Below are 7,167 nucleotides of genomic sequence, written 5' to 3'. Positions count from 1 at the left end.
GCGCACCCCTGGTGCTGCCGGTCCGCGCACCGGACCACGCCGCCCCCTGAGGGCGGGCGCCGGGCCCCCGGTAGGGTTCGGACGGTCAACTTCGGGTCGAGAGCGCAGAGGCGGCCGATGAGCGGGGCGGGGCGGGCGGCGAGGGCACTCGGCGCGGTGGCGGCGGCGGTCGTGCTGGCGTTGACGGCGAGCGGGTGCGTGACGGTGCACGGCGAGCGCGAGGTGCTGCCGGCGGCCACGAAGGCCGAGGCGGCGCAGGCGTTGAAGGACTTCGCCGACGCCTACAACGCGGCCGACCGAGCGTACGACCCGGCGCTGAACGCGGGCCGGGTGACCGGGGTGTTCGCCGCGATCAACCAGGCCGGGCTGAAGGCCGGCGGCACCACCACCCCGGCCGGCAACCCCCGGCACCGCCCGCTGGAGCTGACCGACGCCCGGTTCGCGATACCGAAGAAGGCGGGCTGGCCGCGCTTCTTCGTCGCCGACACCGACTCCAACCGGGACACCGACGGCGCCGCCGGCGACAGCCGCTGGGTGCTGGTGTTCGTCCGGGGCGGCGCCGACCAGCTCTGGGAGGTGGCCTATCTGGCGATCCTGGACGAGAACGGCGTACCGGAGTTCCGGCTCGACCGGGACGGCTTCGCCGAGCCGGCCGCGTCCGCCGCCGCGGACCTGGCGGTGGCCCCCGCGGACCTCAGCAAGAGCTACTCCGACTACCTGCGCTCGGGCCGCCCGGAGTTCTTCGCGGCCGGGCCGCACACCTCCGCCTGGCGAGAGGAGCGGGCGGTGAGCGCCCGCAAGCCGGGCATGTCCACGCAGTACGTGGACCGGCCGCTGGACACCGGCGCCTTCGCCCCGCTGGGCCTGGTGACCGAGGACGGCGGCGCGCTGGTGTTCTTCGCCTCCCGCTTCTACGACCGGCAGACCGCGGCCGCCGGCTACCGGCCGAAGGTCAGCCCGGAGGTGGCGGCGCTGATGACCGGCGAGGTGCGCTCCACGCTGACCCGGGAATGGGCGTGCAGCCAGGCCGCACTGGTGCGGCCGGCCGGCGCGGACCGGGACCGGGTCGCGGTGCTCAGCCGTCTACAGGGCGTGACCTCGGCCAAGGGGTCCTGAGGGCCCCCTCGGACCCCGGCAGCGGGCCGGTGGCTCAGCGGCTCAGCGGCCAGGCCACCGAGTGGTGGTCCTGCTCGTGCTCGCCGAGCGTGTCGGCGTGCCGGGCGCAGGCGTCGGTGAGCGTCTCCAGGAGCGTCAGCGGGTCGGGCAGCGGGTGCTCGGGGCCGCGCAGCCAGTCCACGCCCAGCTCACCGGGGAGCCGGGCCGGCGGGACCAGCACATAGGAGCCGCGGCAGTGCCAGCGCATGCCGGGGTGCTCGTCCATGGTCTCGGGGTGGCAGTCCAGCTCGCAGGGCCACCACTCGTCCTCGTCCTCGGGGGTGCCGCGGGTGGCGGTGAAGAACAGCATCCGGCCGTCCCCCGACTCGGCGACCGGGCCGACCTCCACCCCGTCGGCGAGCAGCCGCTGCAACGCGTCGCGACCGGCCTCCAGCGGAACGTCCAGGACGTCGTGGACCATGCCGGTCGCGGTGATGAAGTTGGCCTGCGGGTGGCTCTCCGCCCAGCGCAGCAACTGGGCCCGGTCGGTGGTGGACTGGGTCTGCCAGGCGAAGGAGAGCGGATGGCGGGCGGGGGTCGGACAGCCGATCCGCTCGCAGGAGCAGCGGTAGCCGACGGGATGCGCGGCGGGGGCGAGCGGGAGTCCGGCGGAGGCGGTGGCCAGGAGCAGGTCCTCGCGGCTCGGCCCTTCGGGCGCGGCCTTCCGCGGGCGCCGGCGCAGCCACTGCGCGAGTTTGCTCTCCGTGCCGCGGTAGCGGCCGATACCGTCGCCCATCTATCCCCTCACACCCCTGCGAGACACTCAAGGTCCCTGCCATGGTCCCACCATCCGGTGGGCCGGGTGACCTCAGTGGGCCGGGCACGGTGCGGCGGACGGGCGCACACCCCGGCGCAGGCGGGACGAATGCCGTGGTTTGCGCTGCTTCGTCCGCCGTCCGGAGCGCCGGGGAGTGAGCAGGTCCACGCGGTCCCGCGCATCCGTTCCCCGGGGGGCGCCGCCCCGCCCCGCAGGGGCGCCTCGCGGAGTCAGCGGGGCGCGATGCCGCGCAGGGCGTACTCCACCAGGCGGTCGGCGTACGCGTGGGTGAGCGGCAGGGTGCGCAGCAGCCAGCGGTGCGCCAGCGGGCCGGTGAACAGCTCCAGGGCGATCCGCGGGTCGACGTCGGCCCGGACCTGGCCCGCCTCCCGCGCCGCGTCGAGCCGGCGCACGTAGAGCTGGAGGGAGGGTTCGAGCAGCGACTCGACGAACCGCAGCCCCAGCTCCGGGTTGACCACGCCCTCGGCGGCGAGCGCCCGGTAGGGGGCTTCGAAGGCGGGGTCGTTCAACTCGTCGACGGTGGCCCGCAGCACGGCCTTGAGGTCGGCCTCCAGGTCGCCGGTGTCCGGGAGCTCCGCGTACGCCTCGGCGTCGGCGCCGGCGGCCTCGTTCGCCTGCCGGCCCAGGTCGAGGAAGGCGTCCAGCAGCACGTCGGCCTTGGACGGCCACCAGCGGTAGATGGTCTGCTTGCCGACCCCGGCCCGGGCGGCGATGCCCTCGATGGTGGTGCGCGCGTACCCGGTCTCCACCACGAGGGCGAGCGCCGCCTCGTAGATGGCCCGCCGGGAGCGCTCGCTGCGCCGGGTGGCGTCGGGCGCCTTCTTCGTGTCCGCAGTCTCTGCCATGGGCCGCAGCCTACACCACACAAGGCGAGACGTATCGTCTCTTGACAAGACGGAACGTCTCGTCCATTGTTGAGCCCGTCACCACGACACACCACACCCCAGGGCGGCAGCCCGGACGAAAGGAGCCCGCCATGACCCGTGGCGGAACCGGAAACATGCTCGGCGTCGGCGGCACTCGCCGGAACCTCTCCCGCGCCGCCCTGCGCGGCGGCGGCGCCGGGCGGGCCGGCCGGGGCGCCGACCCGGCCGCGCAGAAGCGCGAACTGCTGCGCAGGTTGCAGGAGATGCGCGAGGGACAGCAGGGACCGGACAGCGCCCGGCAGCGGTGAATCACCCGCCCGGCCCCCTGCGCGAAAGGCTCCTCACGGCGGACGATGTCACGGACGATGTCCCTGTACGGAGACACCGTGCCGCCAACCGTCCGTGAGGAGCCTTCCTTGCACCGTGACGCCTCACCCCGCCGCTACCTGATGTGCCCACCCGCGCACTTCAGGGTGACCTACTCCATCAACCCGTGGATGGACCCGGCGAAACCGGTCGACCTGCGCCTCGCCCTCACCCAGTGGGAGGACCTGCGCGACCGCTACCTGTCCCTCGGCCACACCGTCGAACTGCTGGAGCCGCAGCCCGGACTGCCCGACATGGTGTTCGCCGCCAACGGCGCCACCGTCGTCGACGGCCGGGTGCTGGGCGCCCGGTTCGCCTACCCGGAGCGCATCGCCGAGGCCGCGCTGCACCGCGCCTGGTTCCTCGACCACGGCTTCACCGACGTCAAGGAGCCCGACCACGTCAACGAGGGCGAGGGCGACTTCGCCGTCACCGCCTCCTACCTGCTGGCCGGGCGCGGCTTCCGGTCCAGTCCGCTGTCGCACCCCGAAGCCCAGGAGTTCTTCGGCCGCCCGGTGATCGGCCTGGACCTGGTCGACCCCCGCTACTACCACCTCGACACCGCGCTGAGCGTGCTGGACGAGGCCGCCGACGAGGTCGTCTACTACCCGGGCGCGTTCTCGCCGGGCAGCCAGGCCGTGCTCCGCCGGCTCTTCCCGAACGCGCTGCTCGCCGGCGAGCAGGACGCCGCCGCGCTCGGGCTCAACGCCGTCAGCGACGGCCGGCACGTGCTGCTGCCGCAGGCCGCGGTGGGGCTGTTCGACCCGCTGCGGGACCGGGGCTACGAGCCGATCGGGATGGACCTGAGCGAGCTGCTCAAGGGCGGCGGCAGCGTGAAGTGCTGCACCCAGGAGCTGCGCCCCGCGCCCGCCGCCACCCGGTGACCGGGGGCCGCCCGCACCCGTAGGCGACTCAGGGCGCGGGCGGCCAGGCGTCGCCCCACTCGGCGTCCCGGGCCGCCTTGTAGGCGTCGCCGTGGCGCTTGGTCACCGTCCGCCGGGCCAGGCCCTCCTCGGCCGTGCACAGGTCCAGCAGCACCTGGCCCTTGCGGATCTGCGGCCGGCGCACCACCCGCGAGGCGGCCGGGTCCACCGGGAAGCGCACGGCGGCGACGTACGCGTACTTCTCGTCCTCGTACGCCAGCGAGCCGCCCTTGACCCGCCGGTGCAGCGAGGAGCGGCTGACCCGGGCCGCGAAGTGGCACCAGTCCTCGCCGGGCGCGATCGGGCAGGCGCCGCTGTGCGGACAGGGCGCGGCGACCGCGAAGCCGGCGCTCACCAGCAGGTCCCGGGCCGCGATGATCCGCTCGTAGCCGTCCGGGGTGCCCGGCTCCACGACCACCACCGCCGACGCGGCCCGGGCGGCCTCGGCCACCAGGGCGTCCCGGTCGGCCGGCGTCAGCTCCTTGAGCAGGTACGAGACGGTGACCAGGTCGGCCGGTTCCAGGCTGAGCGCCCCGCCGATCCGGGCCCGCCGCCAGTCGGCCGCGCGCAGCGCGGGCAGCCCGGAGCCGGCGGCCAGCTCACGGCCCAGGTCGAGGGCCGGTTCGGCCCAGTCGAGCACGGTGGTACGGGGCGGGGCGCCGCCCTCCGGCGTCTCGTCCTCCCACGCCTCGGCCACCGCCCAGGTGGCCGCCCCGGTGCCGCCGCCGACGTCGGTGTGGGTGGCCGGCGTCCAGTCGGGGGCCGCGTCCCGAAGCGCCGCCAGGGCTCCCCGTACCGCTTCGAAGGTGGCCGGCATCCGGTACGCGGCGTAGGCGACGACGTCCGAACGGTCCCGCAGCACCGGGGCGTCGGTGGGGGTGGCGCCGCGGTAGCTGGCGATCAGCCGGTCCACGGCCTGGGCGGCGCGGGTCGGCGGCAGCCCGTCGAGCAGCCCGGCCAGGGCGGCGCGCAGGGCGTCCGGGACGGAGGGGGAGGCGTTCACCGGCCCATCGTAGGCGCGCCGGCCGGGGCCATCATCCGGCGGCTCGGCTCCGCCAGGGCCGGCACAGCAGGAGGAAGGAGAGCAGCGCGGCGGCCCCGCAGACGAGCTGCACCACGGCCATCGGCACCGCGGTGCGCTCCCCCGCGATGCCGACCAGCGGCGAGGCGACCGCGCCGACCAGGAAGGAGGAGGTGCCCAGCAGCGCGGAGGCGGAGCCGGCCGCGTGCGGGGTGCGCATCAGCGCCTGGGCGTTGGTGTTGGGCATGGCCAGGCCCATCGCCGACATCAGCACGAACAGCCCGGCGGCCACCGGCCCCAGGCCCACCTCGCCGAACGCGCCGGCGGTGGCCAGCAGCAGGAACAGCGCCGCCGCGGTCATCACGGCCAGGCCCGCGCCCAGCACCTTGTCCAGGCTGACCCGGCCGACCAGCAGTTTGCCGTTGACCTGGCCGACCAGCACCAGGCCGACGGAGTTGAGCCCGAACAGCAGACTGAAGGTCTGCGGCGAGGCCCCGTAGATCTCCTGCACCACGAACGGCGAGGCGGAGATGTACGCGAAGAGCGCGGCGAACGCGAAGCCGCCGGTCAGCGTGTAGCCGGTGAAGACCCGGTCGGCGAGCAGCCCGCGCATGGTGCGCAGCGCCTCGCCGACCCCGCCGGAGTGGCGGCGCTCGGGCGGCAGCGTCTCGCCGAGCCACCTCCACACCACCAGGGTGAGCAGCACGCCGACGCCGGTGAGCACCAGGAAGACCCCGCGCCAGTCGGTGAGCCGCAGGATCTGGCCGCCGATGAGCGGGGCGACGATCGGGGCGACCCCCGATATCAGCATCAGGGTGGAGAAGAAGCGGGCCATCTCCACGCCGTCGTACAGGTCGCGGACCACGGCCCGGGCGATGACGATCCCGGCCGCGCCGGCCAGGCCCTGGAGCAGCCGGAAGCCGATGAGCAGTCCGGCGGAGGGGGCGAGCGCGCAGACCGCGGTGGCGGCGACGTACACCAGCATGCCGATCAGCAGCGGGCGGCGGCGGCCCCACCGGTCGCTCATCGGCCCGACCGCCAACTGGCCGAGCGCCATCCCGGCGAGGCAGGCGGTCAGGGTGAGCTGCACGGTGGCGGCGGGGGCGGACAGCGCGTCGGTGACCTGCGGCAGTGCGGGCAGGTACATGTCCATGGAGAGCGGCGGCAGCGCGGTGAGCCCGCCCAGGATCAGCGTCACCAGCAGCCCGACCCGCGCCTGTACCGCCTTCGCGCCGGCGGCCGGTCCGGTCGTCCCGGCCGCGCCCCCGGCCCGCGGGGCGGGGACGCCGGCGGCGGGCGCGGGCTCCGGCTCCGGCTCCGACCGGGTGGCGGGCGGGCGGACGGCGGTCGCGGGGTCGTGGGTTCCCGGCCCCGGGGCGCGGTCCGGCATGTCGTCTCTCCTCGCTGGGGGTCCCTCTCCGGGGGCGGCGCGCCCTATGCTCTCAGCCCACCGCCGGTGCTTGAAAGCTCAAGTGGGGATGATCCGCCCCCGACGCGGGGCGCGGCGGCCGTACGGAAGGGGAGGCGGGCGATGGCAGTGACCGGGATCACCGACGGGCGGCCGGTGCGGTGGGGGGTGCTGGCGACCGGAGGGATCGCCGCCGCCTTCACCGCGGATCTGCGCGGGCTGCCGGACGCCGAGGTGGTGGCCGTGGCCTCCCGCAGCGAGGCGTCGGCGAAGACCTTCGCGGACCGGTTCGGGATACCGAGGGCGTACGGGGAGTGGTCCGCGCTCGCCGCCGACGAGGACGTGGACGTGGTGTACGTGGCGACCCCGCACGCGGCGCACCGGGCGGCGGCCGGGCTGTGCCTGGAGGCGGGGCGGGCGGTGCTGTGCGAGAAGCCGTTCACCCTCGACGCCAGGGAGGCCGGGGAGCTGGTGGCGCTGGCCCGGAGCCGCGGGGTGTTCCTGATGGAGGCCATGTGGATGTACTGCGGCCCGGTGATCCCGAAATCGGCGTGGACCGTGCGGACCTCGCCGACCGCCCCGTCCCGCACCAGCTCCGCCATCCGCCGGATCACCGGGCCGCAGTACATCCACATGGCCTCCATCAGGAA

The 7,167-nt window shown here is 75.2% G+C and carries 8 protein-coding genes; 4 read left to right on the top strand and 4 right to left on the bottom strand.

The features are described from left to right. Positions 1 to 117: 117 nt before the first annotated feature. Positions 118 to 1,116, top strand: coding sequence for a hypothetical protein (locus tag C6N75_RS10855; protein WP_105868662.1), 999 nt, complete (start codon positions 118 to 120; stop codon positions 1,114 to 1,116). A 34-nt stretch (positions 1,117 to 1,150) separates the two neighbouring features. On the opposite strand, the gene C6N75_RS10850 is transcribed toward C6N75_RS10855, so the two are convergent. Continuing rightward, on the bottom strand, positions 1,151 to 1,891 hold the full coding sequence (locus C6N75_RS10850) for a bifunctional DNA primase/polymerase (protein WP_105868661.1): 741 nt from the start codon (positions 1,889 to 1,891) through the stop codon (positions 1,151 to 1,153). A 251-nt stretch (positions 1,892 to 2,142) separates the two neighbouring features. Beyond that, positions 2,143 to 2,778 carry a TetR/AcrR family transcriptional regulator gene (locus C6N75_RS10845; RefSeq protein ID WP_105868660.1) on the bottom strand — a complete coding sequence of 212 codons (636 nt, stop codon included), beginning with the start codon at positions 2,776 to 2,778 and terminating at the stop codon, positions 2,143 to 2,145. Between the two features lie 131 nt (positions 2,779 to 2,909). On the opposite strand from C6N75_RS10845, the gene C6N75_RS30175 reads away from it, so the two are divergent. Together C6N75_RS30175 and ddaH are read left to right on the top strand one after the other, a co-directional pair. Next, positions 2,910 to 3,107, top strand: coding sequence for a DUF6243 family protein (locus C6N75_RS30175; protein ID WP_146132544.1), 198 nt, complete (start codon positions 2,910 to 2,912; stop codon positions 3,105 to 3,107). 108 nt (positions 3,108 to 3,215) lie between these two features. Then, positions 3,216 to 4,049, top strand: a complete 834-nt coding sequence (gene ddaH / locus C6N75_RS10840) for a dimethylargininase (protein ID WP_105868659.1) — start codon at positions 3,216 to 3,218, stop codon at positions 4,047 to 4,049. 28 nt (positions 4,050 to 4,077) lie between these two features. Here ddaH and C6N75_RS10835 read toward each other — a convergent pair whose 3' ends face one another. Both C6N75_RS10835 and C6N75_RS10830 read right to left on the bottom strand, forming a co-directional pair. After that, entirely contained in the window at positions 4,078 to 5,091 is a 1,014-nt protein-coding gene (locus C6N75_RS10835) for a small ribosomal subunit Rsm22 family protein (RefSeq protein ID WP_105868658.1), read from the bottom strand. 31 nt (positions 5,092 to 5,122) lie between these two features. After that, a complete protein-coding gene (locus tag C6N75_RS10830) occupies positions 5,123 to 6,499 on the bottom strand; it encodes a multidrug effflux MFS transporter (RefSeq protein ID WP_105868657.1) in 1,377 nt (458 codons plus the stop codon). 141 nt (positions 6,500 to 6,640) lie between these two features. On the opposite strand from C6N75_RS10830, the gene C6N75_RS10825 reads away from it, so the two are divergent. Beyond that, positions 6,641 to 7,167: Gfo/Idh/MocA family protein (locus tag C6N75_RS10825; protein WP_181160436.1), on the top strand; the 527-nt coding region annotated here is incomplete at its 3' end.

This window comes from Streptomyces solincola (genome assembly GCF_002982015.1).
Lineage (GTDB): Bacteria > Actinomycetota > Actinomycetes > Streptomycetales > Streptomycetaceae > Streptomyces > Streptomyces solincola.
Note: the sequence above shows the minus strand (reverse complement) of the source record. Positions and strands in the feature narration are given on the sequence as shown.